Annotated in this window: 24 protein-coding genes; 10 read left to right on the top strand and 14 right to left on the bottom strand. The window is 75.1% G+C overall.

The annotated features are described in order from the left end of the window. Positions 1-197 precede the first annotated feature (197 nt). From K1Y72_RS29415 to K1Y72_RS29400, 4 genes are all read left to right on the top strand, one after another. Entirely contained in the window at positions 198-2,360 is a 2,163-nt protein-coding gene (locus K1Y72_RS29415; protein WP_220169756.1) for an elongation factor G-like protein EF-G2, read from the top strand. Positions 2,361-2,514: 154 nt separating this feature from the next. Then, positions 2,515-3,363 (top strand): polysaccharide deacetylase family protein, encoded by an 849-nt coding sequence (locus tag K1Y72_RS29410; protein WP_220169755.1) that lies wholly within the window; start codon positions 2,515-2,517, stop codon positions 3,361-3,363. Continuing rightward, positions 3,360-3,821, top strand: coding sequence for a hypothetical protein (locus K1Y72_RS29405; RefSeq protein ID WP_220169754.1), 462 nt, complete (start codon positions 3,360-3,362; stop codon positions 3,819-3,821). Before K1Y72_RS29410 ends, K1Y72_RS29405 begins: the two co-directional genes overlap by 4 nt. Next, positions 3,818-4,702: an HTTM domain-containing protein gene (locus tag K1Y72_RS29400; protein WP_220169753.1), complete on the top strand. Its 885-nt coding sequence runs from the start codon at positions 3,818-3,820 to the stop codon at positions 4,700-4,702. The genes K1Y72_RS29405 and K1Y72_RS29400 overlap by 4 nt, the downstream gene beginning before the upstream one ends. Here K1Y72_RS29400 and K1Y72_RS29395 read toward each other — a convergent pair. Together K1Y72_RS29395 and K1Y72_RS29390 are read right to left on the bottom strand one after the other, a co-directional pair. Then, complete coding sequence (locus K1Y72_RS29395) at positions 4,699-5,121, bottom strand: thiol-disulfide oxidoreductase DCC family protein (protein WP_220169752.1); 423 nt, start codon at positions 5,119-5,121, stop codon at positions 4,699-4,701. The genes K1Y72_RS29400 and K1Y72_RS29395 overlap by 4 nt on opposite strands. 1 nt (position 5,122) lies before the next feature. Continuing rightward, the gene (locus K1Y72_RS29390) at positions 5,123-5,743 is read right to left on the bottom strand and encodes an HIT family protein (RefSeq protein WP_372453033.1); all 621 of its coding nucleotides are present in this window, start codon (positions 5,741-5,743) and stop codon (positions 5,123-5,125) included. A 265-nt stretch (positions 5,744-6,008) separates the two neighbouring features. On the opposite strand from K1Y72_RS29390, the gene K1Y72_RS29385 reads away from it, so the two are divergent. Beyond that, positions 6,009-6,623 (top strand): Asp23/Gls24 family envelope stress response protein, encoded by a 615-nt coding sequence (locus tag K1Y72_RS29385; RefSeq protein WP_220169751.1) that lies wholly within the window; start codon positions 6,009-6,011, stop codon positions 6,621-6,623. Positions 6,624-6,659: 36 nt separating this feature from the next. Here the strand turns inward: K1Y72_RS29385 and K1Y72_RS29380 are convergent, their stop codons facing one another. The 6 genes from K1Y72_RS29380 to K1Y72_RS37655 all read right to left on the bottom strand — a co-directional run bounded on the left by K1Y72_RS29380 (position 6,660) and on the right by K1Y72_RS37655 (position 13,255). Continuing rightward, positions 6,660-7,292: a hypothetical protein gene (locus K1Y72_RS29380; protein ID WP_220169750.1), complete on the bottom strand. Its 633-nt coding sequence runs from the start codon at positions 7,290-7,292 to the stop codon at positions 6,660-6,662. A gap of 65 nt (positions 7,293-7,357) precedes the next feature. Beyond that, the gene (locus K1Y72_RS29375; RefSeq protein ID WP_220169749.1) at positions 7,358-7,597 is read right to left on the bottom strand and encodes a hypothetical protein; all 240 of its coding nucleotides are present in this window, start codon (positions 7,595-7,597) and stop codon (positions 7,358-7,360) included. Between the two features lie 179 nt (positions 7,598-7,776). After that, complete coding sequence (gene thrS / locus K1Y72_RS29370; protein ID WP_220169748.1) at positions 7,777-9,756, bottom strand: threonine--tRNA ligase; 1,980 nt, start codon at positions 9,754-9,756, stop codon at positions 7,777-7,779. A gap of 212 nt (positions 9,757-9,968) precedes the next feature. Then, complete coding sequence (locus K1Y72_RS29365; RefSeq protein ID WP_220169747.1) at positions 9,969-11,432, bottom strand: sugar porter family MFS transporter; 1,464 nt, start codon at positions 11,430-11,432, stop codon at positions 9,969-9,971. A 375-nt stretch (positions 11,433-11,807) separates the two neighbouring features. Further along, on the bottom strand, positions 11,808-12,965 hold the full coding sequence (locus tag K1Y72_RS29360; RefSeq protein ID WP_220169746.1) for an LLM class flavin-dependent oxidoreductase: 1,158 nt from the start codon (positions 12,963-12,965) through the stop codon (positions 11,808-11,810). Positions 12,966-13,150: 185 nt separating this feature from the next. After that, positions 13,151-13,255 carry a putative leader peptide gene (locus K1Y72_RS37655; protein ID WP_372453031.1) on the bottom strand — a complete coding sequence of 35 codons (105 nt, stop codon included), beginning with the start codon at positions 13,253-13,255 and terminating at the stop codon, positions 13,151-13,153. A 152-nt stretch (positions 13,256-13,407) separates the two neighbouring features. Here K1Y72_RS37655 and K1Y72_RS29355 point away from each other — a divergent pair, with 152 nt between their 5' ends. Next, positions 13,408-14,676: a sensor histidine kinase gene (locus K1Y72_RS29355; RefSeq protein ID WP_220169745.1), complete on the top strand. Its 1,269-nt coding sequence runs from the start codon at positions 13,408-13,410 to the stop codon at positions 14,674-14,676. A 62-nt stretch (positions 14,677-14,738) separates the two neighbouring features. After that, complete coding sequence (locus K1Y72_RS29350) at positions 14,739-15,383, top strand: LuxR C-terminal-related transcriptional regulator (RefSeq protein WP_258574106.1); 645 nt, start codon at positions 14,739-14,741, stop codon at positions 15,381-15,383. A gap of 9 nt (positions 15,384-15,392) precedes the next feature. Here K1Y72_RS29350 and K1Y72_RS29345 read toward each other — a convergent pair whose 3' ends face one another. Both K1Y72_RS29345 and K1Y72_RS29340 read right to left on the bottom strand, forming a co-directional pair. Then, positions 15,393-16,349 carry a quinone oxidoreductase family protein gene (locus K1Y72_RS29345; RefSeq protein WP_220169743.1) on the bottom strand — a complete coding sequence of 319 codons (957 nt, stop codon included), beginning with the start codon at positions 16,347-16,349 and terminating at the stop codon, positions 15,393-15,395. A 14-nt stretch (positions 16,350-16,363) separates the two neighbouring features. After that, a complete protein-coding gene (locus K1Y72_RS29340; protein ID WP_220169742.1) occupies positions 16,364-17,098 on the bottom strand; it encodes an SDR family oxidoreductase in 735 nt (244 codons plus the stop codon). Between the two features lie 46 nt (positions 17,099-17,144). On the opposite strand from K1Y72_RS29340, the gene K1Y72_RS29335 reads away from it, so the two are divergent. Both K1Y72_RS29335 and K1Y72_RS29330 read left to right on the top strand, forming a co-directional pair. Beyond that, positions 17,145-18,368 (top strand): acyl-CoA dehydrogenase family protein, encoded by a 1,224-nt coding sequence (locus K1Y72_RS29335; protein ID WP_220169741.1) that lies wholly within the window; start codon positions 17,145-17,147, stop codon positions 18,366-18,368. Continuing rightward, positions 18,365-19,036, top strand: a complete 672-nt coding sequence (locus tag K1Y72_RS29330) for a TetR/AcrR family transcriptional regulator (RefSeq protein WP_220169740.1) — start codon at positions 18,365-18,367, stop codon at positions 19,034-19,036. The genes K1Y72_RS29335 and K1Y72_RS29330 overlap by 4 nt, the downstream gene beginning before the upstream one ends. A 76-nt stretch (positions 19,037-19,112) precedes the next feature. Here the strand turns inward: K1Y72_RS29330 and K1Y72_RS29325 are convergent, their stop codons facing one another. After that, complete coding sequence (locus K1Y72_RS29325) at positions 19,113-20,600, bottom strand: alpha/beta hydrolase family protein (RefSeq protein ID WP_220169739.1); 1,488 nt, start codon at positions 20,598-20,600, stop codon at positions 19,113-19,115. A gap of 203 nt (positions 20,601-20,803) precedes the next feature. Between K1Y72_RS29325 and K1Y72_RS29320 the strand changes: the two genes are divergently transcribed. Continuing rightward, a complete protein-coding gene (locus K1Y72_RS29320; protein ID WP_308287276.1) occupies positions 20,804-22,117 on the top strand; it encodes a threonine/serine exporter family protein in 1,314 nt (437 codons plus the stop codon). A gap of 83 nt (positions 22,118-22,200) precedes the next feature. On the opposite strand, the gene K1Y72_RS29315 is transcribed toward K1Y72_RS29320, so the two are convergent. The 3 genes from K1Y72_RS29315 to K1Y72_RS29305 all read right to left on the bottom strand — a co-directional run bounded on the left by K1Y72_RS29315 (position 22,201) and on the right by K1Y72_RS29305 (position 25,015). After that, positions 22,201-22,404, bottom strand: a complete 204-nt coding sequence (locus tag K1Y72_RS29315) for a cold-shock protein (RefSeq protein ID WP_220169738.1) — start codon at positions 22,402-22,404, stop codon at positions 22,201-22,203. A 296-nt stretch (positions 22,405-22,700) separates the two neighbouring features. Beyond that, positions 22,701-23,987, bottom strand: a complete 1,287-nt coding sequence (gene kynU, locus K1Y72_RS29310) for a kynureninase (RefSeq protein WP_220169737.1) — start codon at positions 23,985-23,987, stop codon at positions 22,701-22,703. Next, positions 23,984-25,015: an amidohydrolase family protein gene (locus K1Y72_RS29305; protein ID WP_220169736.1), complete on the bottom strand. Its 1,032-nt coding sequence runs from the start codon at positions 25,013-25,015 to the stop codon at positions 23,984-23,986. The genes kynU and K1Y72_RS29305 overlap by 4 nt, the downstream gene beginning before the upstream one ends.

The following is a 25,015-nucleotide window of genomic DNA, read 5'->3' as shown; positions in this document are numbered from 1 at the left end:
CCCGCCCCGCCGGGGCCCGTCACCCGACCTCGCCTCTTGTGATCGGCGCCCGCCCGGTGAAGGGTGGGAGCACGGATGTGACGTCGGTCACGCATCCTGGGAGGCCGGACGCCGCACCCGGACGCGGGGCCGGGCCCCCGCGGCCCGCCCCGAGCCGACGCGGGCCCGCCGGGCGGGCCCCTTCCGAGGAGGTAGTCATGACCGACAGGGGAGGACCGTCAGGAGGCCCCGGCAGGGCACCGGCGGCCGACCGGCCCGGCGGCGTGCGCAACGTCGCGCTGGTCGGCCACTCGGGCGCGGGCAAGACCACGCTGGTCGAGGCGCTGCTCGCGGCGACCGGCACCATCGCGCGCGCCGGGCGGGTGGAGGACGGCGGCACGGTGAGCGACTCCGACGACGTCGAGGTCCGCCAGCGCCGCTCGGTGAACCTGGCGGTGGCGCCGCTGGAGCACGCCGGCACCAAGGTCAACCTGATCGACACCCCGGGGTACGCCGACTTCGCCGGCGACCTGCGGGCCGGGCTGCGCGCCGCCGACGCCGCGCTGTTCGCGGTGTCGGCGGTGGACGGCGTGGACGGCGTCACCCGCCTGCTGTGGGAGGAGTGCGCGGCGGTCGCGCTGCCGCGCGCCGTCGTCATCACCAAGATCGACCAGGTGCGCGGCGACTTCGAGCAGGTCCTCGCGCAGTGCCGGGACGCCTTCGGCGAGGGCGTGCTCCCGCTCTACTTCCCCGTCGGCGCCGGGGAGGCCGCGACCGGCCTCGTCGGGCTGCTCACCCGCCGCTGCTTCGACTACGCGGCCGGGGCGCGCCGCGAGTGCGCGCCCGACGGCGCGCTCGCCGGGCGGATCGAGGAGCAGCGCGCCGCGCTCATCGAGGGGATCATCCAGGAGAGCGAGGACGAGTCCCTCATGGACCGCTACATCGGCGGGGAGGAGCTCGACGTCGGCGCGCTCGTCGCCGACCTGGAGACCGCCGTCGCGCGCGGCGGCCTGCACCCGGTGCTCGCGACGAGCGTCCCGCACGGCGACCGGACCGGGCCGGTGATCGGGATGCTGGAGCTGCTGGAGATCGTCACCCAGGCGTTCCCCGGACCGGCCGAGCGCGTCCTGCCCCGGGTGGAGCCGGTGGCCGGCGGCGCGCCCCGCGAGCTCGCCTGCGACCCGGAGGGCCCGCTCGTCGCCGAGGTGGTGAAGACGACCTCCGACCCCTACGTCGGGCGCATCTCGCTCGTGCGGGTGTTCTCCGGGACGCTCCGCCCCGACGCGCTGGTGCACGTGTCCGGGCACGGCCTCGCCGACCGCGGGCACGAGGACCACGACGTGGACGAGCGGATCGGCGCCCTCGGCGCGCCGCTCGGCAAGGCGCAGACGCCCGTCGGGTCCTGCGCGGCGGGCGACATCTGCGCCGTCGCCAAGCTCGCCCGCGCCGAGACCGGCGACACCCTGTCCGACCCCGCCGACCCGCTGCTGATGGAGCCCTGGACGATGCCCGATCCGCTGCTGCCGGTCGCGATCGAGGCGCGCTCCAAGGCCGACGAGGACAAGCTCGGCCAGGCGCTCGCCCGGCTCGTCGCCGAGGACCCGACGCTGCGGCTGGAGAACAACGCCGAGACCCGCCAGCTCGTCCTGTGGTGCATGGGCGAGGCGCACGCCGACGTGCTGATCGACCGGCTCGGCGGCCGGTACGGCGTCGAGGTGGACCGCGCCGAGCTGCGCGTGCCGCTCCGCGAGACCTTCGGCGGCGCCGCGAGCGGGCTCGGCCGGCACGTCAAGCAGAGCGGCGGGCACGGCCAGTACGGCATCTGCCGGGTCGACGTCGAGCCGCTGCCGTCCGGGGCGGGCTTCGAGTTCGTCGACAAGATCGTCGGCGGGGTGGTGCCGCGCCAGTTCATCCCCTCGGTCGAGAAGGGCCTCCGCCGCCAGATGGCGCGCGGCGTCGCGGCCGGCTACCCGCTGGTGGACGTGCGGGTGACGCTGCGCGACGGCAAGGCGCACTCGGTCGACTCCTCCGACATGGCCTTCCAGGCCGCCGGGGCGCTCGCGCTGAAGGACGCCGCCGCCGGCGCCCCGATGCTGCTGCTGGAGCCGGTGGACGAGGTCGCGGTGCTCGTCCCCGACGACCACGTGGGCGCGGTCATGTCGGACCTGTCGGCGCGGCGCGGGCGCGTGCTCGGCTCGCAGACGGTGCCGGGCGGGCGCACGCTCGTCCGCGCGGAGGTGCCGCAGCTGGAGATCGTCCGCTACGCGATCGATCTGCGCTCGCTGTCGCAGGGCACCGGCACCTTCAGCCGCGGCTTCCTGCGCTACGAGCCGCTGCCGGCCCACCTGGCGGACAAGGTCGCGGCCGCGCACGCCCCGTGACGGCGCGCCGCGCCGCGCGGTCAGGGAACGTCCCCGCCCCGTCCGGCGGACGGGACGGGGGCGTTCCTCCTTCTTTCGGCCGATATTCAGCGGAACACCCTCGTTCACGCGACGGATGACCTTGACCGTGCCGCCGTGCGACGCTGAGGCCACCATGGGGAGAACAGCGGATGCACCGCCGCCGGGGGCGGCCGCGGGCCCGCCGGGGCGGCGCTCCCTGCTCCGGGGCCTCGCGCTCGGGGCGGGCGGGGCGGTGCTCGGGGGCGCGGGCGGGATCGCGGGCGGGCGGCTGATGGCCGAGGACGAGGTGCCGGCGTCGGCGGCGTCGGTGGACTCCTGGGAGCCGCCCGAGCGCCAGGTCGACATCGTGTGGTCGGTCGACACGGCGGCGCGGCTCGTCGCGCTCACCTTCGACGACGGGCCGCTGCCGAAGTGGACGCCGATGGCGCTGGACGTGCTGGACGAGGCGCGGATCCCGGCGACGTTCTTCATGGTCGGGTCACGGCTCGCGGCGCACGCGGGCCTCGTGCGGGGGCGGCTCGGCCGGCACGAGGTCGGCAACCACACCTGGCGCCACGACGACCTGTCGCGCCTCAGCCGCGCGGCGGGCTACCGCACCGTGCACCGCACGCACGCCGCGATCGCCGCGGTGACCGGCCGCGAGCCGGTCCTGCTGCGCCCGCCGTGGGGCCGGATGGGCGGCACCACCGTGCACGTCGCCGCCCAGCACGGCTACGACATCGCGCTCTGGTCGCTGCTCGTGCAGGACCGCGCGCTGCACCGCGACCCGCAGCGGATGATCGACGACGTGGTGCAGCGGGCGCGGCCCGGCACCGTGCTGCTCGCGCACGACGTCGGCCAGGCGTCCCGGCTGGAGGCCGTCCGCCGGCTGCCCGCGATGATCGCCGGGCTGCGCGGGCGCGGGTTCTCGTTCGTCACCCTGTCGGAGCTGCGCCGGGCGGCCGCCCGGTCCGGCGGGCGCGCCGCGCCCGCCGCGCCGTGAGCGCCGCTCCCCCGGTCCGCCGCCTCGGCGCCGCGGGCCGGCGCTGGCGCGTCCTCACCGCCGCCGGCGCGGTGGTCGCGCTGTTCGCCACCAGCCTGTTCGGCAGCGACGACGACTTCCCCATCGGGCCGATGTCGCAGTTCGCGTTCTCGGTCAAGAGCGACGGCGGCGTCATCACCTCGCACTGGCTGGAGGCCGACACCGCGGGCGGCGGGCGGGTCAAGCTGTCCCTGGACGCCGTCGGGACGGGCCTGAAGCGCGCGGAGGTCGAGGGGCAGATGAGCCGGTTCGTGCACGACCCGTCGCTGCTGCAGGGCATCGCCGACGCGCAGCGGCGGCTGCGGCCCGGCGCCCCGCGCCTCACCCGCGTCTACGTGGTGTCGCAGGTCAAGACCCTGGAGCACGGCCGGGTCACTTCGGTCGCGACCACCGACCGCGTCTCCTGGACGGTCCGGTGAGCGCCCCGGCCGCCGCGTGGCGGCGCTGGTGGTTCGGGCCCGTCCCGCTCGCCCGGATCGCCTGGCTGCGGATCCTCGCCTACGGGTTCCTGCCGTTCGACATGCTGCTGCTCACCGGCAGCACCCTCGCGCACGCCCGGCTGCCCGCCGACCTGTACCAGCCGGTGCGGCTCGCCCGCTGGCTGCACCTGCCCGCCCCGACGCCGGACGCGATGCACGCGCTGCTCGCGGTCACCCTGGCGGCGGCCCTCGTCGCGGTGACGGGACGGCTGCCCCGCCTCGCCGGGTACACCGCCGCGCTCGGCTACCTGTGGTGGGTCCTCATCAGCATGTCCTACGGCAAGGTCGACCACGACCACCTCGCGCTCGTCGTCGCGCTGCTGGTGCTGCCGACGGCCGGGCGCGCCTCGGTGCGGGACCGGGACGCCGGCGAGGACGCCGCCTGGGCGGCGCGCTGCATCCAGCTCGCCGTGGTCGCCGCCTACTTCCTGTCGACGTGGGCCAAGGTGCGGTTCGGCGGCTTCCCCGCCTGGCCGAACGGCGCCACGATGCAGTGGGCGCTCAGCCGCCGGGGCACGCCGCTCGGCCGGGAGCTGATCGGCTGGACGGTGCCGCTGAAGATCAGCCAGTGGTTCACCATGGCGGCCGAGGCCGCCTCCCCCGCCCTGCTGTTCCTGCGCGGGCGGCCGCTGTACCTGGCGGTCGCCGGGTTCGCCGGCTTCCACGCCGTCACCTACGCGCTGATGAGCATCCACTTCCTGCCGCACGCGATCTGGCTGGCCGCGTTCCTGCCGCTGGAGCGGCTGTCGGACCGGCTGCCGGCCCGGCCGGGCGGGCCCCGCGCGAAGGCCCCCGTCCCGGCGCCCGCGCGCGCGGCCTAGGACGCGGGGCGGGCGGTCGCGCCCGGACGCTGGGCGGCGGGCAGCGCGCAGGCGGCCGTCCCGCCCGGCATCCGCTGCCGGTTGTTCGCCACCAGGCGGTAGACGGCGTGCGCGAGCCAGCTCACCGGCGGGATCCGCATCGCCACCCCCGGTACCCGCCACACGCCGCCCGCGTCGGTGAGCAGCCGCCCGACGGCCTCGGCGCCGCCCGCGACGCGGCCGTCCGGCGTCACCCACAGCACCTCGTGCTCGGCGCGCTCGGCGGTGACGCCGAGGGAGGCGAGGTCGGCGAACTGGAACGCCACCACCTCGGCGCGGGTGCCGATCCGCGTCTCCAGGAACCGCACCGAGCTGGTGCAGAACCCGCAGTCGCCGTCGTAGACGAGCACCGGGCGGGTGCGGCGGGCGGCGTCGGTCATCTCAGTCCTCCGGCCAGGCGTCGGCGATGATCTGGCGGGTGTCGCGGAGCAGCTGCGGCAGCACCTTGGTGTGCCCGACCACCGGCATGAAGTTGGTGTCGCCGCCCCAGCGCGGCACCACGTGCTGGTGCAGGTGCGCGGCGATCCCCGCGCCCGCGACGAGCCCGAGGTTCATGCCGACGTTGAAGCCCTGCGCGCCGCTCGCCTTGCGGAGCGCGGTGAGGGCCCGCCGGGTGAGGACGGCGAGCTCGGTGTACTCGGCGGCGTCCAGCTCGCCGTAGTCGGCGACGTGCCGGTACGGCACGACCATCAGGTGGCCGGAGTTGTAGGGGTAGAGGTTCAGCACCCCGAACACGTGCGCGCCCCGCGCGACGACCAGCCCGTCCTCGTCGGACATGGCCGGGATCTCGCAGAACGGGCAGGCGTCGCCGCCGGCGGCGGGCTTGTTCTCGCCCTTGATGTAGGCCATCCGGTGCGGCGTCCAGAGCCGCTGGAAATTGTCGGGGACCCCCGCGCCGCCGCGTTCCTCCTCCAACGAGGGCTGCGGGACGGTCCGCGCGCGCGGCTCGGGCGCGTCCGCGCGCGCCTCCGGCACCCTGGGCTCCTCCGGCTCTACGCTCAAGGCGGTGCTCTCCTTTGCTCACGGCCTGCCAGCAGCATAGAGAGCGCCCGCGGGTGCTCGGTCGCCGGGCTCCCGGCGCGCGCCTTCCCGGCCCCGAAATCCCGGGTTCGGTGACGCGGCGGACGCCGCTCCGCCACCATGTCTGTTCGCACGCCCCTTCCGCACCACCCCTCCGCACCACCCTTCACGCACCACGACCGATCCATGCCGTGCGGCGCCGGGACCCCCGCGCCGCACCCGAGACCGCACGATGGGGAGCCGCTCCATGACCGACCTCGACAAGGGCTATCCGGGCGCCGGCGGCCAGGAGCCGCACCCCGAGGTCAGGTCCATGCCCTTCTTCCCCGGGCCGCCCGGCCCGCCGCCCGGCTCCACCCCCGGCGGCGGCCTGCCGCTCGGCGCCCCGACGCTGGCGCCCCCGCCGCAGATCCCGCACCAGGCCGGCCGGTCCGGCTCCGACGCCGAGGGCACCCGGCCGCTCCGCGACGAGTTCGGTCCGCCGGACGGTCCCGGGCGCCTCGGCGGGCCGGGCGGCGGCGCGGTGCAGGGCCGGATCACCATCGAGGACGAGGTCATCGAGAAGATCGCCACGCTGGCTGCGCTGGAGGTCGCCGGCGTCGCCGGGCTCGGCGGCCGCGCCGAGCCCGGCGGGGCGGACCCCGATCCGTACGGGCGGCCGGGCGTGCGCGTCCTCATGCACGACAGCGAGGTCAGCCTGGAGCTGCTCGTCGCGGTCGAGTACGGCAGCGTGGTCATGGACGTGGCCAAGGTCGTCCGGACCAACGTGGCCCGGGTGATCGGGCTGATGCTCGGGATGCGGGTGGCCGCGGTCGACGTGGCCGTCGAGGACGTCCGGATGCCCGGCGCCGGCGCGCCCTGACCGGGCCGCCGGCCGGCGGGCGGCGGCGCCGCGCGGTCAGGCGGGGCGGGCGTAGCAGGTGGTGCTGGCCGCCGCGATCGACACCGTGGTGATCTTGACGCGGCTCACGTCGGCGGGCCGCACGCCGGTGAAGTGGAAGGTGTGGGGCGTGCCGCCGTTGACCGTGGCGCTCCGGGAGATCGCGGACGCCCCGCCGTTGCGGGTGAGGTCGGCGCGGACCGCGCCGCTCGCCGACACGTTGATCACCAGGTCGACGCCGCCGGGAACGCCCTGGTAGATGGCGGTGCCGGCCGGGCACCAGGTGGCCCCGGCGCCGCCGGAGTTCTGCGACGGGACGACCTGCGGGCCGCCGCCCGCCCCCGCCCCCGCCCCGCCCTGGCCGTTCTGCCCGTTCTGGCCGGTCACGGGGGCGGTGCTCCGCCCGGCGGCGGGCGCGGTGCCGGTGGGCGCGGCGCCGGGGGCGCCGCCGGCCAGGCCGGGCAGCCCGGTCTGCGCGGCCGGCGCCGTCGGCCGCCCGGCGGCGGCCTTGCGGTCGCCGCCGGAGTCCTTGCCGAGCAGCGGTGTCAGCAGGACGGCCACGGCGAGCGCCACCAGCACCAGGGCGCTCCCGTAGCCGGTGACGCGCCCCGGCACCGGCCGTTTGCCCCCGGGCCTTCTGGCCGACTTCATCGCTGCACTCCCCGGTCGTGAACGTGACCGCCGAGGCTACCAACTCCCCGCGCGGGCCCGGACCGTCACTCGTCGCGGCGGAGCGCCTCGTCCAGCCGCGCGAACATCTCGGCGACCTGCGGATCGCCGCCGTCGCAGGCCCGGCAGTAGGTGATCGGGATCGCGGCCACCCCGATGGTGTCGGGGTCCAGCGGGACGGCGGCGGTGATGACCTCGCGGCCGCCGCACTCCGCGCAGCCGCGCGGCCCCCGCGCGTCGGCCCGCGCGATCAGCCGGGCCACTTCCTGGATGTAGCGATCGTCCATGCCGGCGCGACCCTCCGGGTGAGTGCTACCGGCGAGTCTGCCCCAGCGGGCGCGGGGGCGTCCGCGGAACCGGCCAACCGGTCTCGGACGCCCGCCGGCCCGGCCGTCACCCCGGCCCGGCGAGCGCCGGCCCGGTCTCCGCGCGGGGCGGAGGGCCGGGCCGGCGCTCGCGCGGCCGGTCAGATCTGGACGCGGGCCTCGACGGTCTTGACGATCTCCTCGACGGCGTCCTCGAGGGACACGCCGTTCTTCTGCTCGCCGCTGCGGTAGCGGAACGACACCGCGTCCTTGGCGACGTCCTCGTCGCCGGCCAGCAGCATGAAGGGGATCTTCTGCTTCTGCGCGTTGCGGATCTTCTTCTGCATGCGGTCGGCGGAGGCGTCCACCTCGACGCGGATCCCGCGCGCGCGCAGCAGGGCGGCGACGCGCTCCAGGTGCGGGACGTGGGCGTCGCCGATCGGGATGCCGACGACCTGGACCGGCGACAGCCACGGCGGCATGGCGCCCGCGTAGTGCTCGATCAGCACCGCCATGAACCGCTCGATGGACCCGAACAGCGCGCGGTGCAGCATCATCGGGCGCTTGCGGGTGCCGTCGGCGGCCTGGTACTCCAGCCCGAACCGCTCGGGCTGGTTCGGGTCGACCTGGATGGTGGACAGCTGCCAGGTGCGGCCGATGGCGTCGCGGGCCTGCACCGAGATCTTCGGGCCGTAGAAGGCGGCGCCGCCGGGGTCGGGCACGAGGTCCAGGCCGGTCGCCTCGGCGGCCTCGCGCAGCGCGCCGGTGGCGGTCTCCCACATCTCGTCGGTGCCGATGAACTTCGGCGAGTCGTCGCGGGTGGACAGCTCCAGGTAGAACTCGCTGAGGCCGTAGTCGCGCAGCAGCCCGAGGACGAAGTCGAGCAGCCGCTTGATCTCGTCGCCCATCTCCTCCTCGGTGCAGTAGATGTGCGCATCGTCCTGGGTCATGCCGCGCACCCGGGTGAGGCCGTGCACGACGCCCGACTTCTCGAACCGGTAGACGCTGCCGAACTCGAACAGCCGGAGCGGCAGCTCGCGGTAGGAGCGGCCGCGGGCCCGGTAGACGAGGTTGTGCATCGGGCAGTTCATCGGCTTGAGGTAGTACTCGGCGCCGTCGACCTCCATGGCCGGGAACATGTCCTCCTTGTAGTTCTGGAGGTGCCCGGAGGTCTGGAACAGGTGGCCCTTGGAGATGTGCGGGGTGTTGACGAACTCGTACCCCTCCTCCTCGTGCCGGCGGCGCGAGTAGTCCTCCATCACCCTGCGGATGACGCCGCCCTTGGGGTGGAACACCGCGAGGCCGCTGCCGATCTCGTCGGGGAAGGAGAACAGGTCGAGCTCGGCGCCGAGCTTGCGGTGGTCGCGCTTCTCGGCCTCCTCCAGCATCTTCAGGTACTCGTCCTGGCGCTCGCGCGACTCCCAGGCGGTGCCGTAGATGCGCTGGAGCTGCGGGTTCTTCTCGCTGCCGCGCCAGTAGGCGCCGCCGCTGCGCATCAGCTTGAAGGCGGGGATGACGCGGGTGGAGGGCAGGTGCGGGCCGCGGCAGAGGTCCTTCCAGCACAGCTCGCCGGACTTGGCGTCCAGGTTGTCGTAGATGGTGAGCTCGCCGCCGCCGACCTCGACGCCCGCGCCGTCGTCGGCGGCCGCCGCGGAGCCCTTCAGCCCGATCAGCTCCAGCTTGTAGGGCTCGCCGGCGAGCTCGGCGCGGGCGTCGTCGTCGCTCACCGGCCGGCGGGCGAACCGCTGGCCCTGCTTGACGATCTCGCGCATCCGCTTCTCGACGCGCTTCAGGTCCTCGGGGGTGAACGGCTCGGCGACGTCGAAGTCGTAGTAGAAGCCGTTCTCCACCGGCGGGCCGATGCCGAGCTTGGCCTCGGGGAACAGGTCCTGGACGGCCTGCGCCATGACGTGCGCGGCCGAGTGCCGCATGATCGCCCGCCCGTCCACCGAGCCGATCGCGACCGGCTCGACGCGCTCGCCGTCGCGGACCGCGTACTCCAGGTCGCGCAGCTCGCCGTCGACGCGGGCCGCGATCACGGTGCGGCCGTCGGCCTCCAGGGCCTGCCCGGCGGTCGTGCCGGCGGGCACCACTCGATCGCTCCCGTCGAGGTCGATGCGCAGCTCTGACACGGTGGACACGGGTTCTCCTCGCGGTGGGGACGGCTCGACGCGGATCGCCGGTCGAGCGGGGTCAGGGTACCGGCTCGCAAAACACCGAAGGCCCCGGGAACATCTCCCGGGGCCTCAGCGGATGCGCGTCAGTGCGTGCGGCCGCGGCGCCGGGCGGAACCCGGCGTGGTCGTCTCGAACCTGGCGGCCTGCACGCTCCCCATCCTACCGCACCGGCCCGCTCAGGACCGGCCGGGAACCTTCAGGTCGTCCATGTCCTCCAGCTCGCGGCCCTTGGTCTCGGGGACCGCCCGCAGCACGAACACGAACGCGATGGCGGCGAACACCGCGTAGGTGCCGTAGGCGAAGCCAAGGCTGATGTCGGCCATGCCGGGGAACAGCGTGGTGATCAGCCAGTTGGCGATCCACTGGGCGGCCGCGGCGACGGCGAGCGCCGAGGTGCGGATCCAGTTGTTGAACATCTCGCCGAGCATGACCCACACGACCGGCCCCCAGGTGGCGCCGAAGGCGACCACGTACAGGTTGGCGGCGATCAGGGCGAGGAGGCCGGCGGTGTCGCCGAGCTTCGGGTCGCCGTCCACGATCGGGGCGGTGGCGAAGCAGACGGTCATCACCGCGAGGGTGACGGTCATGCCGGCGGCGCCGAACAGCAGCAGCGGGCGGCGGCCGATCTTGTCGACCAGCGCGATCGCGATGAGCGTGGTGACGATGTTGGTGACCGAGGTGATCACCGAGGTGAGCATGGCGTCGTCCTCGCTGAAGCCGACCGACTGCCAGAGCGTGGAGGAGTAGTAGAAGATCACGTTGATGCCGACGAACTGCTGGAAGACCGACAGCAGGATGCCGACCCACACGATCGGCTGCAGGCCGAGCCGGGTCCCCTTGAGGTCGCTGAGGCGGACCGGGCGGTCGGTGCGCAGCGACTTGACGATCTGGCTGATCTTCAGGTCGGCCTCGCCGCGGCCCATCAGCCGCATGAGCACCTGGCGGGCCTTGGCGATCTGCTGCTTCTTCACCAGGTAGCGCGGCGACTCGGGGATCGTCGTGGCGACCACCCCGTAGACGAGGGCGGGCAGCGCGGCGCTCGCGAACATCCACCGCCAGGCGGTGCCGCCGAGGGGGAACCGCCCGGACGCGCCGCCGTCGGAGACCTGCGCGATGACGTAGTCGGCGACGAGCGCGGCGAAGATGCCGATGACGACGGCGAGCTGCTGGAGCGAGCCGAGCCGGCCGCGCATGGAGGCGGGGGCGATCTCGGCGATGTAGGCGGGCGCGATCACCGAGGCGGTGCCGATGGCGAGGCCGCCGATCACCCGCCAGAAGGTGAGGTCGATGGCGTTGAAGGCCAGCGAGGAGCCGATCGCGCTGATGAAGAACAGCAGCGCGGCGATCTGCATGACGCGCACCCGGCCGAACCGGTCGGCGAGCGGCCCGGCGAACCAGGCGCCGACGGCGCAGCCGAGCAGCGCCGCCGACACCACGAACCCGACGACCACCGAGTTCAGGTGGAACTGCGTCTGCAGCGCGTCCACCGTCCCGTTGATCACCGAGGTGTCGTAGCCGAACAGGAAGCCGCCGAGGGCGGCCGCCCCGGCGAGCAGGGCGGCCGTCGCCGCGGAGTGCGCCGGCCGGCCGCCGTCGCCGGTCGCCGGACCGGCCGGCGTCGCACCACTACTCTCGGTCATGATCGTTGATCTTCCCGGTCGCGCGGGCATTATGCGCGGTCGGGGGCCCTTCCCTGCGAGGCAGGGCGGGCCGAGCAGGCCGAGGCGGGCCGGGCGGACCGGCCGGCGCGGGGACGTCCCCCCGCGCCGGCCGCGGTCCCGCACACGTCCCTGGGAGTGGCGGTGAGTCCGCGGAGGAGGCGGGGCTGCTCCGGCCCCGGGCACGCCTCCCCCGTCCCTTCCGCACGCCAGGCGACGACGAGACGTTACTACCCGCCGCCGGGCGCGATGAAAGATCGGGACGCGATTCCCCCCGAATGACTATTCGGCGGCCGCGCCGCCTGGTCACCGCGTGGCCGCCGCGGGCCATCCGCCATCCGGCCGGTGGCCGGACGGTCAGGCGGCCCCGCCCGGCCCGGTGTAGGAGCCGCGCCGGCGCAGCTCCGACAGCACGCCCTCGCCGAACCAGTAGGACTCCTCCAGGTGCGGGTAGCCGGACATGATGAACTCCTCGATGCCGAGCGCCGCGTACTCCTCGATGAGGTCGGCGACCTCGGCGTGGCTGCCGACGAGGGCCGTCCCGGCCCCGGCGCGCACCAGGCCGACGCCGGCCCAGAGCCCCGGGTGGATCTCCAGGCTCCGGGCGCCGGCCCCGCCGCCGGCGCGGTACTCCTCGTGCAGCGAGCGCATCCGCCGCTGCCCGACCGAGTCGCTGGCGGCGAGCGCCTCCTGCGCCTTGGCGATGTCGGCGGGGTCCACGCCGGACTGCAGCCGGTCGGCCTCGGCCCAGGCGGCCTCGGAGGTGTCGCGGCTGACGGTGTGCAGCCGGATCCCGAACCGCAGGGTGCGGCCCTCGGCCGCGGCGAGGCCGCGCATCCAGGCGATCTTCTCGGCGACCTGCGCGGGCGGCTCGCCCCAGGTGAGGTAGACGTCCACGTGCTTGGCCGCGACGGGCCCGGCGGGGCCGGACGAGCCGCCGAAGTAGATCTCGGGGATCGGGTCCGGCGGCAGGGCGACGACGGCGCCGTCCACGTGGTAATGGTCGCCCTTGAAGTCGAACGGGGTGCCGGTCCAGGCGCCGCGGACGATCTCCAGGAACTCGCCGGTGCGGGCGTAGCGCTCGGCGTGGTCCAGGTGGTCGCCGAAGCGGCGCTGCTCGGCGGCCTCGCCGCCGGTCACCACGTTCAGCAGCAGCCGCCCGCCGGAGATGCGCTGGTAGGTCGCCGCCATCTGGGCGGCGAGCGTCGGCGAGACGAAGCCGGGCCGGAAGGCGACCAGGAACTTCAGCCGGGACGTCTCGCGCAGCAGCGCGGCGGTGACGAGCCAGGCGTCCTCGCACCAGGTGCCGGTCGGGGTGAGCACGGCCTCGAAGCCGAGCTGCTCGGCCGAGCGGGCGACCTGCGCGAGGTAGTCGATCGTCGGCGGGCGGAGCCGGTCGGCGGTCCCCGGCCGTGCCTGGGGGCGCCCGACGCCCGCGGGCACGGCGTGGCCGCCGCCGATGAGGGCCCGGCTGTCGCCGGTGGTCGGCAGGAACCAGTGGAAGCGCAGGGACATCACTTCACCTCGATGTCGTTGGAGCGGCGGTCGACGAAGTCGGCGATCTTCACTTTCGCCGGGATGGGTCCCGCGGCGTTGAAGGCGTCGGCGAGCCGCGGTTCGTTCGCGATGAGCGTGTCGTCGACCGGGGGAACCCGGCGATGCGCCGGTCGCGGCGGGCGGGCGTCAGCGGGACCGGCGGCTCAGCGGATCCGGTGACACGGACATGCGGCGCGACACAGGCAGGCGGCCTGGCGGCGCAGGTCCACGTGCCGCCGCGCGACGAGGAGGGCTTGGGGGCGGCTCACGCGTTCCACCCTGACCCAAATTTCCTATCAAGTCAATCGGGAATATCGCCTTGGTCGCGCGCTGTGATCATCACCACCCCGGGTAGCGGTCCCGATCTCCCCCTCCGGAGGCACGCGGCACCGCCGCCGCGCGGCCTAGGCTCGGGCCCAGGATGAACGAGAACACCCCCGCCCCGCCCCGCGCCCCCGGCGCGCTGGCGCGCGGCGTCCGGCTGGCCGTCCGGCCGGGCCCGCACGACCCGCGCGGCTCGCGGCTGCCCGCCTCGCCGCTGGCCCGCCTCCCGCTGCTCGCCCTCATCACGCTCGCCGCGGTGGGGCTGACCGGCGGGACCATCGCGATCCCGCTGCAGATCTTCCGCCCGCACCCGCCGGCCTCGCTCGCGCTGCTGCTCGCCCTCGCGCAGGCCGCGCCGCTCGCGCTCGCCCCCTACCGGCCGCTCCTCGCCTGGCGGATCAGCGCGCTCGGGCTGCTGGCGGGCGGCCTGCTGCTCGGCGGCGACTACTTCTTCCCCTGGCCGGTGACCGGCTGGATCGCCGTCCTGCTGCTGCTGTTCCTGGTCGGCCTCGCCGGCGCCCGCGAGGCCACCCTCGGCGTCGGCGCGGTGACCGTCGGCGCCGTCCTCGTCCCGGTGTCGGCCCTCGGCGCGATGCCGGGCTGGTTCGCGGCGATCCTCGCCGGCACGGTCGCGCTCGCGCTGCTGTTCGGCGACGCGATCGGCGGGCGCCGGAGCGCCGTCGCCGAGCTGCGCGAGCGCACCGAGCAGCACCGCCAGGACCTCGCCCGGCAGGCGGTGCTGGAGGAGCGCGCCCGCATCGCCCGCGAGCTGCACGACGTGGTCGCGCACCACATGTCGGTGATCGCGATGCAGGCCGAGGCGGCGCCCTACAAGATCCCCGACCTGCCGGCGGACGCGGCGCGCACCTTCCAGGTGGTCCGCGACGCCGCCCGCGACGCGCTCGCCGAGACCCGCCGGGTCGTCGGGCTGCTCCGCGCCGAAGGCGAGGGCGCCGAGCGCGCCCCGCAGCCCGGCCTGGACCGGCTGGACGAGCTGGTCGAGGCCGCCCGCTCCCACGGTCTCGCCGTCACCGCCTCGGTGGTCGGGATGCCGCGGCCGCTGGAGGCCGGCCTCGACCTGTCGGCGTACCGCATCGTCCAGGAGTCGTTCAGCAACGCCGCCCGCCACGCGCCCGGCTCGGCGGTGCGCGCCGAGATCCGCTACGGCGAGCGGGCGCTCCGCGTCAGCGTCCGCGACGACGGGCCGCGCACCGCGCCCGCCGCCTCCCCCGGCGGCGGCCACGGCATCGTCGGGATGCGCGAGCGGGCCGCCATGCTCGGCGGCACGCTGGAGGCCGGACCGGACGGGGCGGACGGCGCGGGCTGGCGCGTCGTCGCCGATCTGCCCTATGACGGCCCCGCCTGACCGTTCCGCCTGGCTAGAGTTCCCCTGTGACGATTCGGGTGCTGATCGCTGACGACCAGGTGATGATCCGCGACGGGCTGGCGGCGCTGCTGTCCTCCGACCCGCGCATCGAGGTGATCGGGCAGGCGGGCGACGGCCGCGAGGCGGTGGACCTGGCCCGCGAGCTGGACCCCGACGTCATCGTCATGGACATCCGGATGCCCGAGCTGGACGGCCTCGCCGCGACCGCCGAGCTCCTCGGCGACCGCGCGGCCGCCGAGGACGCCGACCCCGCCCGGCTGCGGCCGAAGGTCCTCGTCCTCACCACCTTCGACCTGGACGAGTACGTCTACGAGGCGCTCGGCGCGGGCGCGAGCGGCTTCCTGCTGAAGGACGCCCCGGCCGCCGACCTCATCCAGGGCGTGGTCGTCGTCGCGAGCGGCGACGCGCTGCTCGCGCCGTCCATCACCCGCCGCCTGATCGGCGACTTCGCCCGCCGCCGGCGGCACCAGCGCCCGAGCCCCGGCGCGACGGCCGGGCTGACCCCGCGCGAGCTGGACGTGCTCCGGCTCATCGCGCGGGGCCTGTCCAACGCCGAGATCGCCGCGGAGCTGGTGCTCGCCGAGCAGACGGTGAAGACCCACGTGGGGCACCTGCTGACCAAGCTCGGCCTGCGCGACCGCACGCAGGCCGTCGTGTACGCCTACGAGAACGGCCTCACGGCCTAGCCGGGCCTCCTACCGGGACGGGTCGAGCAGCAGCTTGCCGCTGGTGCGGCGGGCCCGCAGGTCCTCGTGCGCCCGCCGGACCTCGGTGAGCCCGTACTCGCCGCCCGGCACCACCCGCAGCCGCCCGTCGGCGACGAGGCCGAACAGCTCGCCGAGGGCGGTGCGCATGACGTCGCCGGGCAGCGCGAAGACGTGCGCGAGCCACATGCCGGCGACGGTGGTGGAGTGCGCCATCAGCGCGGCGGGCTGCACCGGCTGCGGGGGCGTCCGCGACGCCATCCCGTAGAAGCCGAGGCGGCCGAACGGCGCGAGGGCGCGGAGGCTCTGGTCGGTGACGGTGCCGCCGGTCATCTCCAGCACGATGTCCACGCGGCGGCCGCCGTTGGCGTCGATGAGCGCGGCCTTCATGTCGGGCTCGTTCGCGTCCACCGCGACGTCGGCGCCGAGCTCCAGCGCGAGGTCGCGCTTCTCCTTCGAGGAGGCGGTGGCGATGACCCGCCCGGCGCCCCACGCCTTGGCGAGCTGCACGGCGAGGGTGCCGACGCCGCCGGCGGCGGCGTGCACGACGACCGACTCGCCGGGGGCCAGGTGGGTGCTGCGGCGGAGCAGCAGCCAGGCCGACGCCCCCTGGACGATCATCCCGAGGGCGGTCAGGTCGTCGACGGCGTCCGGCACGTCCCAGGCCATCGCGGCGGGCGCGACGGCCTTCTCGGCGTAGCCGCCGGTGCCGAGCAGCGCGACGACGCGGCGGCCGTCGGCGGTGCGGCCGACGACCTCGCCGCCGGGCACGAGCGGCAGCTCGGCCTTGGACAGGTAGCTGTTCTCGGCCTGGTGGGTGTCGGCGTAGTTGACGCCGGCCCGGGACACCTCGATCAGCACCTGGCCGTCGCCGGCGACGGGGTCGGGCAGCTCGGCGAGGTTCAGCACCTCGGGGCCGCCGAACTCGGTGATCTGGATGGCGCGCATGTCTTCGCTGTCTCCTAACGCGGGCCGGGGACGCCGCGGAACTTGAAGGGGGCGGACTCGCGTCCGGGCACCACGAACCACGCCTCGCCGGTGCCGTCGCCCGCCAGAATCGCCAGGAAGGCGTCCACCACGTCGGAGACCGCCAGGATCGGGAACCCGGTGCTCTCCAGCTGGTCCTTCAGCGGGACGAGGATGTCGGTGTCGGCGAAGGAGGGGCAGAGGGCGTTCACCCGGATGCCCTCCCCGGCGTAGGTGGGCCCGAGGGCGCGGACCAGCCCGACCACGGCGGCCTTGTTGGCGCCGTAGACGGGGTCGAACGGGGTGGCGGTCAGGCCCGCCATGCTCGCGGTGGCGACGATGTCGCCGCCGCCGCGGGCGCGCAGCGCGGGCAGCGCGGCGTGCACGCCGTACACGACGCCGTCGAGGTTGATCGACATCGCGCGGCGGTAGGCGGCCGGGTCGAAGTCCTCGCCGAGGTCGCCGCCGCCAGCGACGCCGGCGTTGAGGAAGGCCAGGTCCAGGCCGCCGTGGGCGTCCACGGCGGCGGCGACCGCGGCGGCCGAGTCGGCGGGCTCGCGCACGTCGCAGCGGACGAAGGTCGCGTCCAGCTCGGCCGCCACCTGCCGGCCGCGCTCGGCGTCGACGTCGGCCAGCACCAGCCGCCAGCCGTCGCCGGCGAGCCGCCGCGCGACCGCCGCGCCGATGCCGTTGGACCCGCCGGTGATGACGGCCACCCTGCTCTCGGTCATCCGGACTCCCTCTCCAAGTAACTGACCCGTCAGTTACTGTAGCGCCATGGACTTCGCACTGAGCGAGCGGGCGCGGGAGTACCACGACCGCCTGCAGGAATTCATGGACTCCCACATCTACCCCGCCGAGGCGGTCTACGAGGAGCAGCGGGCGGAGCTCGTCGCGTCCGGGCAGACCCACACCGTCCCGCCGGTGGTCGAGACGCTGAAGCTGGAGGCGCGGAAGCGCGGGCTGTGGAACCTGTTCCTGCCCGACAGCGAGGACCCCGCGCACGGCCTCTCGGTCACCGACTACGCCTCGCTCGCCGAGATCACCGGCCGCTCCCCGCACCTGGCCCCCGAGGCGACCAACTGCGCCGCCCCCGACACCGGGAACATGGAGGTGCTGCACCTGTTCGGCACCCCCGAGCAGAAGGAGCGCTGGCTGCGGCCGCTGCTGAACGGCGAGATCCGCAGCGCCTTCGGCATGACCGAGCCCGCCGTCGCCTCCTCCGACGCCACCAACATCGCCACCCGCATCGAGCGCGACGGCGACTCCTACGTGATCAACGGCACCAAGTGGTGGATCAGCGGCACCGCCGACCCGCGCTGCAAGATCATGATCGTGATGGGCAAGACCGACCCCGACGGCCACCCCTACCTGCAGCAGTCCATGGTGCTGGTGCCGCTGGACGCCCCCGGCGTCGAGATCGTCCGGCCGCTGCCCGTCTTCGGCTACCAGGACCAGCACGGCCACTGCGAGATCCGGCTGACCGACGTGCGCGTCCCGGTGGAGAACCTGGTCGGCGAGGAGGGCGGCGGGTTCGCCATCGCGCAGGCCCGCCTCGGGCCCGGCCGCATCCACCACTGCATGCGCGCCATCGGCATGGCCGAGCGCGCCCTGGAGCTCATGTGCCGGCGGGCGGTGGACCGCGTGGCGTTCGGCAAGCCGCTCGCCGCGCAGGGCGTCGTGCGCGAGCAGATCGCCGAGTCGCGGATGGCGATCGAGCAGGCGCGGCTGCTCACCCTGAAGACGGCCTGGCTGATCGACGAGCACGGCGTGAAGGCGGCCCGCTCCGAGGTGGCCGCCATCAAGGTGATCGCCCCGCGGGTCGCGCTGGAGGTCGTCGACCGCGCCATCCAGGTCCACGGCGGCGCCGGCGTCTCCGCCGACACCCCGCTCGCCGCCATGTGGGCGGGCCTGCGGACGCTGCGGCTCGCCGACGGCCCCGACGAGGTGCACGTGCGCTCGGTCGCGCGCGCCGAGCTGGGCCGGTACACCGCCAAGTGACCGCGGACACGGGGGGAGCGGCGCCGGGCGCGCGGCGGCGGATGCCGCACGCCCGGCGCCGCGAGCAGCTGCTCGGGGAGGCGCTGCGCGAGTTCGGGCGGCGCGGCTACCACCTCACCCAGATGGAGCACGTCGCCGCCGCCGCGCAGGTCTCCAAGGCGCTGCTCTACCAGCACTTCGCCTCCAAGGAGGACCTGTTCGCCGAGGTCACCGAGGCCGTCGTCGCCGAGCTGACGGGGCGGCTCACCCGCTCGGTGTCGCCGGACCGCGGCTCGGTGGACAACATCGCGGCGATGGTGCGGGTGCTGTTCGACTACGCCACCGACGAGCCGGACGCCTGGACGCTGGTGATCCGGCACCTGGACAAGCCCGAGGTCGGCACCGAGCTGCAGGGCCTGCGCGACCGGCTCGGCGAGGCGTTCGCGGGGCTGCTGCTCCGCCGCCGCCGCGCCGACCCGCAGATGTCGCCGGGCGCCCTCGCCGTCAACGAGTACCGGGCGCGGCTGCTCGTCCCGCTGATGTACGGGTCGCTGCTGTCGATGGTGTCGTGGTGGCTGGACCGGCCCGAGGTCGCCCGCGAGGAGGCCGAGGGGATGGCGGTCGAGTTCATCTGGCTCGGCCTGGACCGGCTGCGTTCGGGGGAACGCCTGGACCGCCCCGTCCGTTAGACGGGGCGGTGGGACATGCGGCCGCGGCGCGGGAGGGCGCCGCGGCCGCCTCGCTCCCCGGGGGCCCGTGCGGGCGTCAGCCCTTGACGCGCGGCACGCTCAGCGACGCCCGTGCCACGTCCACCCAGCCGATCGCCTTCTGCCCGGTGAACAGGCCGGTCGAGGGGATGATCTGCAGGACCAGCCGGCTGGACGGGCCGGTCTTCCACGACACCGCCTCGATGTCGCGCTCCACCGTCCGGGTCCGGCCGTCCAGCACGACCGGCAGCGGCGTCGCCTGGTTGCCAAGGACGACGCCGGTCGCCTTGTCGACGAGCTGGGCGTAGACGGCGGTGCGGTCGTTCAGCGCGCTGCCCTTGTAGGTGATCTTCAGGTGCGGGACGCCGGCGGCCATGCCGGCCGTCGCGGGCGCCTTGACCGGGATCTCGATCGCCTTGGCCGCGGGCTGGGCGGCGGTCTGGATGCCCGAGGTCGGCGCGAGCGGCCCGAGGTCCAGGTGGCCGGCGCCGGCGGCGGCGAGCGTCCCGGCGGCGGGCGCCGGGTAGGTCGCGGCGGCGTGGTAGGCGCCGTCCTGGTCGATGAACTCGAAGCCGGGGCCGGTCTGCACCGACGCGTCCTTCTTCAGGTAGCGGGCGAACCAGGCGAGCGTCGCGTCGTTCAGCTTGTTCGCGTCGCCCGGCTTCGTCGTGCAGGTGCCGTGGCCGCCGCAGAACCAGATCATCTTGACCGGCGCGCCGGACGCCTTGATCGGCCGGTAGAAGGTGAGGCCCTCGCGCAGCGTGAACAGGGTGTCGACGGTGCCCTGCATGACCAGCGTCGGGATCTTGATCTTCTTGACGAGGTCGCCGGCGCCGGCGTGGTCGAACCAGTCGGCGATCTGCGGGGACAGCGTGCCGGTGAGGCCGCCGGACGCGCAGCCCTGCAGCACCTGCGGGGCGATCCGGTTGCCGCTGGTGACGCCGCCGAGGCAGAGCAGCGCGCCCCAGCCGGCGCGGTAGATCTCGTCCCGGTACAGGCTGCGCCGCACGTTGGCGAAGGCGATGGTCGGGGCGATCACGTCGACCCGCCTATCGAGGCCGGCGGCGACGAGCTGGATGCCGCCGCCGTAGCTGCCGCCCGCCATGGCGACGCGCGGGTCGCCGGCGCGGTCGAGCAGCGCCTCGGGCTGGGCCGCCGTCCAGTCGACCAGCTTGATCACGTCGCGGCCCTCGACGTCGGGCCGGTCGACGTTGGCCTCCCCCGCCGAGCCGAAGCCGCGCGCGTTCCAGGTGAGGACGTTGTAGCCGGCGCCGGTGAACAGGGCGACCTGGCCGGCGGCGGGGTCGGTCTCGCCGCGGCCGCCCCAGCCGTGGCCGACGAGCACGGTCGGGGCCTTGGCGCCGGCCGCCAGGCCCTTGGCCGGGAAGAAGTTCGTGACGATCTTCGTGCCGTCGAAGGACGGGACCTGGACGGTGCGCGGCTGCGGGGCGTCGGCCGGGGCCGCGCTCGCCTGCGGCGCGAGGGCGGGGAGGGCGAGCAGTCCGGTGGCGAGCGCCGCGGCGGCGGCGGTGGAGCGAGGTGGCATGGGGGTCCCCCGGATGAGCACTGCGGAAAGTGCGGGTGGGAAATAAGCAACTGATTCCTATCACCGCCGGTCGGGCCGATCCAGAGCGGACGCGAAGGCATTTCGCGTTCCGTCCGACGGCGGTGCCGGGCCGCGCAAAGGATCGGCCATGGCCGGGCGCGGCCCGGCCGCCCGCGGCGGCGCGCTCGCTAGGCTGACGCGCCGTGACGGCGGAGTCGGGGGACGCGTCCGCGGACGCGGGGCAGGCAGGGAACGCCGACGGCGGCGGCGCGTACGGGGCGATGGACCTGGCGCTCCGGGTCGGCGAGCTGATGCTCGCGGGCGGGGAGACCGCCGAGGCGGTGGACCGCGCGATCGGCCGGCTCGGCCGCGCCTACGGGCTGCCGCACGCCGAGGTCAACGTGACGCTCGCCGCCATCGGGGTGTCCTACCTGCCGCGCGGGGGCCGCCCGCCGGTGACGGCCGAGCGGCGGGTGCGCCGCCGGCTGCCCAACTACGCGCGGCTCGCCGCCGTGCACGAGCTGGTGCGCGACGCGCAGGAGCAGCGGCTGCCGCTCCGCCAGGCCCGGTACGCGCTCAGCGACATCATCGGCCGCCGCCCCGCCTATCCGGCCTCGGTGCAGGTGGTCGCGCTGTCGCTGATCGGCGCGGCGGGCGCGGTGCTGGTCGGCGGCGGCCCCGTCCCGGCGCTCGCGGCGTTCGCGGCCGCGCTGATCGGGGACCGCACCGGCGACTGGCTCGCCCGCCGCGGCATCACCGACTTCTTCCAGATGGCGCTGGCCGCCGCCATCGGGACGCTGGTCACCGTGCTGCTCGTCGCCGGCCCGCTCGACGTGCGCGCCGGCACCGTGATCATCGGGGTGGTCATCGCGCTCATCCCCGGCCGCGCCCTGGTGGTGTCCATGCAGGACGGCATCGCCGGGGACCTGGTGACCGGCACGATCCGGCTGGTCGAGGTGCTGTTCACCATCACCGCGATCCTGAGCGGCATCGGCGCCGTCACCTACCTGGCCGCGCGCCACGGCCTGCCGGTGTCGCCGACCGACCTGCCGACCGTGCCGTCGTCGTTCGCCGCGCCGCAGACGTTCGGCGCCGCCGCCATCGCGACCGCGTTCGCCGTCTACCACCTGGTGCCCCGCGGCTACCTGCCGCCGATCGCGCTCGGCGGCGCCGTCGCCTGGACCGCCTACGTCGAGATACGGGCGCTGGAGGTGCCGGCGGCGCCCGCGACGGCCGTCGCGGCGACGCTGATCGGCCTGCTCGGCACCGCCTTCGCGCGGTGGCGCCGCGTCCCGGCGCTGATCTGCGTCACGCCGTGCATCGCGCCGCTCATGCCGGGCTCGCTGATGTACCGGGGGATGCTGCAGCTCAGCGCGGGCAATAGCGCGCGCGGCGCCCTCACCCTCGCCGAGGCGCTCGCGACGGCGCTCGCGATCGGCGCGGGCGTCTACATCGGCGGGGAGCTGCTGCGCGTGGTGCGGCCCGCCCGCCGCGTCCTGCGGCGCCGCCCCGTCTGAGGCGGGAACGGCGTCCGGGAACGGCGGAGGCCCGCACCGCGCGGACGCGGTACGGGCCCCTGTCGAAGCTTGCGAAGCCGGCCTTAGAGGGGGTAGACGCCCTCGGCCTGCGGGCCCTTCTGGCCCTGGGTGATCTCGAAGCCGACGCGCTGGTTCTCTTCCAGCGTGCGGTAGCCCTGGGTGGAGATCGCCGAGTAGTGGACGAAAACGTCCGGGCCGCCGCCGTCAGGGGCGATGAACCCGAAGCCCTTTTCCGCGTTGAACCACTTCACGGTGCCTTCGGCCATGCTGTTCTTTCTCCTTGGGTATTGCTTCACCGTCCGCCACCTCGACGGTCGGGGCTGCGTGCGGATGATCCTGCATCCGCCGGGAACCCGGAGAAAGCAAAAAGCACCCGCTGTCTAGAAACTTCCGCGGGCGCCGAGTTGAGCAACGTTCGAGGAAACCACGACTGCAACGCCCCCCACAGTAGCCGACCATCGGGACTCCGCAACCCCCCGGAGCGTAAAGTCGGCGCCAGGGGCGGCCCGGAAGCGGAAACGCCCTGCCAGAAGCGACTTCCCGCCCCCAAAAGTGACGAGAGCTACTTCTCCCGCAGAACGGCGGCGAGCGCTTCGGCCGCCCGGTGGCAGTCCAGGAACGTGCTGTAGAGCGGGGCCGGTGCGAACCGCACGATGTCGGGCTCGCGGGCGTCGGCGATGACGCCGTGCTCGCGCGCGAGCCGCTCCGCCGCGGCCCCCGCGCCCGCGACCCGCACCGACAGCTGCGCGCCGCGCCGCGCGGGGTCGGCCGGCGTGACGACGTCCGCGCCGATCTCGGCGAACCGCCGCGCGAGGTGGCCGGTGAGGCGCTCGCTCTTGGCGCGCAGGGCCGGCATCCCGACCCGGTCGAAGATTTCGTAGGAGACCAGGACGGGCGCCAGGGCGAGGATCGGCGGGTTGGACAGCTGCCAGGCATCGGCGGTCGGCGGCGGGGCGATGTCGGGCGCCATCGCGAACCGGCCGGCGCGCTCGGTGCCCCACCAGCCCGACAGGCGCGGCAGCGCGGCGTCGCGGACGTGCCGCTCGTGCACGAAGCAGCCCGCCACGGAGCCGGGCCCGCCGTTCAGGTACTTGTAGGTGCACCAGGCCGCGAAGTCCGCGCCCCAGTCGTGCAGGCGGAGCGGGACGTTCCCGGCGGCGTGCGCGAGGTCCCAGCCGACGGCGGCGCCGGCGGCCCGCCCCGCCGCGGTGATCGCCTCCATGTCCATGAGCTGGCCGGTGAGGTAGTTGACGCCGCCGAGCAGCAGCAGCGCGACGGTGCGCCCCTCGCGCTCCAGGAACGCCCGGACGTCCTCGGTGCGCAGGTGCTCCTCGCCGTCGCGGGGGCGCAGCCGCACGACGGTCGCGGCCGGGTCCAGGCCGTGGTGGACGGCCTGGCTCGCGACGGCGTAGGAGTCGGAGGGGAAGGCGGTGTCCTCGATGACGATCCGGGTCCGCTCCCCCGCCGGGCGGTAGAAGGTCGCCATCATCAGGTGCAGGTTCACCGTCAGGGTGTTCATCGCGACGACCTCGTGCGGCAGGGCGCCGACGAGGCGGGCGGCGGGCTCGCGCAGCAGCTCGTGGTAGTCCACCCACGGCCGGCGGCCCTGCGTGTGGCCCTCCACGCCGAGCCGCGCCCAGTCCGCCAGCTCCGCGGCGATCCGGTCGGCGGTGGCGCGCGGCTGCAGGCCGAGGGAGTTGCCGGCGAAGTAGGCCGCCTCGGCGTACGCGCCGCCGGGCGCGGGCGGGACGAGGAACTCGCCGCGCAGCGTGGGCAGCGGATCGGCGGCGTCGAGGCGCCGCGCCTCGTCCGCTCCCGCCGTGACGGGCGCGGGGCCGGGAGTGCTCATCGGGTGGACGGCCTTTCTGCGACGCGGAGAGCGGGGTCCGGGGCGAGGAACGCCGCGGCGTTGCCGCCGAGCAGCGCGGCCCGGCCGGCGTCGTCCAGCCCGGCGCAGGCGCGGATCGTCGATCCGGGCTCCCGCTCGCCGAGCGGGAAGGGGTAGTCGGTGCCGAGCATCACCCGGCCGGCGCCCATGACGTCGACCAGCAGGCGGAGGGCGCGCGGGTCGAAGACGGCGGAGTCGACGCTGAACCGGTCGGTGTACTCCGAGGGCGGGCGGGGCGAGTCGGCGCGGACGAGGTCGCGCCGGTGCCAGGCGTTGTCGGCGCGGCCGAGCAGGAACGCGAAGCTGCCGCCGCCGTGGCAGAAGCAGAGGCGCAGGGACGCGGGGATGCGCTCGAAGGCGCCCGACAGGAGCAGGCCGAGGATGCTGAGCTGGGTCTCGGCGGGCATCCCGACGAGCCAGGGCAGCATGTGCCCGCGCATCCGCTCGGGCGCCATCATGTCCCAGGGGTGGGCGAGGACGGGCAGGCCGATCTCGGCGCAGTGGGCCAGGAACGCCACGATGCCCGGGTCGTCGAGGTTGCGGTCGCCGACGTGGTTGCCGATGTGGACGCCGCGGTGCCCGGCGTCGCGGGCGCGGTCGGCGGCCGCGCAGGCGAGCGCGGTGTCCTGCAGCGGCACCTGGGCGAGCGGCAGCAGCCGGGCGGGGGCGGCGGCGCAGAGGTCCAGGACGAGCTCGTTGACGAGGTCGCACCATTCGGCGGCGCGGGCGGGCTCGGCGTCGTAGCCGAACATCAGCGGGGTGGAGGAGACGGCCTGGACGTCGACGCCGGCGGCGTCCATGTCGGCGAGGCGGGCGGCGGCGTCCCAGAGGCCGGCGTGGACGGGCCGGTACTCGGCGTCGCCGGCCATCATCATCCCGGTGCCGTCGCCGTGCACGCGCAGCCACGGCTCCCCGGCGTCGGCGAGGACGCGTCCCTGCGCGCGGGTCAGGGGCGGGAAGACGTGGGTGTGCACGTCGATGACGGTCAT

Origin of the sequence: Actinomadura parmotrematis (genome assembly GCF_019458805.1) — a bacterium.
In the GTDB taxonomy this organism is placed as follows: domain Bacteria; phylum Actinomycetota; class Actinomycetes; order Streptosporangiales; family Streptosporangiaceae; genus Spirillospora; species Spirillospora parmotrematis.
This window is presented reverse-complemented; position numbering and strand designations above follow the sequence as displayed.